The organism is Salinispora sp. H7-4 (assembly GCF_013416675.1).
Taxonomy (GTDB): Bacteria; Actinomycetota; Actinomycetes; order Mycobacteriales; family Micromonosporaceae; genus Micromonospora; species Micromonospora vitiensis.
Window position 1 is genome coordinate 218,863 of the sequence record NZ_JABZED010000002.1, and the last position, 1,235, is coordinate 220,097.

The following is a 1,235-nucleotide window of genomic DNA, read 5'->3' on the forward strand; positions in this document are numbered from 1 at the left end:
GCACCCACGACCTCACCCACGCCCTCACCCGCTGGTTCGGCGCCCCCCAGAACGGAACCGCCCGATGACCCGGGACGTGATCGTGGTCGGCGCCGGACCGGTGGGCCTCATGCTCGCCGGGGAACTGCGGCTCGGTGGCGTCGATGTGGCGATCTACGAACGACTGGCGGCGCGACCGACCGAGTCCCGGGGCGCCAGCTTCACCCGCCGTACCGCCGAGTGCTTCGCGCAGCGCGGACTGCTGGACCGGCTGGGCCCGACCGAGCCCGCGGAGAGTCACTTCGGCGGGGTGCCGATCGACCTCGGCCAGCTACCGGAGGACCATGCCGGCGCCCGGGGCATCTCCCAGTACCGGACCGAACGGATGTTGGAAGGCTGGGTGACCGAACTGGGGGTGCCGGTATTCCGCGGCCACGAGGTCACCGACTTCGAGGAGGGCCCCGACCGCGTCGTCGTCACCGTCGACGGCCCCGCCGGCTCCGGCCGGGAGGCCGCCCGGTTTCTGGTCGGCTGTGACGGCGGGCGCAGCACCGTCCGCGCGCGGGCCGGGATCGACTTCACCGGCTCCGAGCCCACCCGTGGGTTCTACACCGCCGATGTCACCGGCATCGACACCCGGCGTCGGCGGATCGGCGAGAATCTGCCCGACGGGAGCATGGTCATGGCGATGGATCTGGAGGACGGTGTCACCCGGGTCGTCGTACACGAACGGGGCATGCCACCGAGAGACCGGAGCTCGTTGAGCTATCAGGAGCTGGCCGACTCCTGGCAGCGACTCACCGGCGAGTCCATCCATCACGGATGCTGCCGCTGGATCAGCTGCTTCACCGACGCGTCCCGGGTCAGCTCCGAGTACCGGCGCGGCCGGATCTTCCTGGCCGGTGACGCCACCCACGTACAACCGCCGGCGATGGCGCAGGGATTGAGCGTCGGCGTCCAGGATGCGGTGAACCTGGGCTGGAAGCTGGCGGCGGCGGTGCACGGTTGGGCGCCACCGGAGCTGCTCGACACCTACCACACCGAACGCCACCCGATCGGACGGCAGTTGGCCCGCAACGCCCGGGCCGCCATCGAGCTGCGACTCACCGGCGCAGAGCTGGACCCGCTCCGCGGCGTCCTCGCCGACCTGATCACCCACACCGACGCGGCCGAGCACCTCGCCGGAATGCTCAGCGGGCTCGGCATCCACTACGACCTCGGCCCGGGCGAGCACCCCCTCCTCGGCAGACGCATGC

1 protein-coding gene is annotated in these 1,235 nt (G+C 71.5%); it reads left to right on the top strand.

Annotated features, from left to right (window positions below; translation table 11 throughout):
• Window positions 1–64: 64 nt before the first annotated feature.
• A partial coding sequence (locus H0524_RS01105; protein ID WP_180196978.1) for an FAD-dependent monooxygenase occupies window positions 65–1,235 on the top strand: 1,171 nt, incomplete at its 3' end.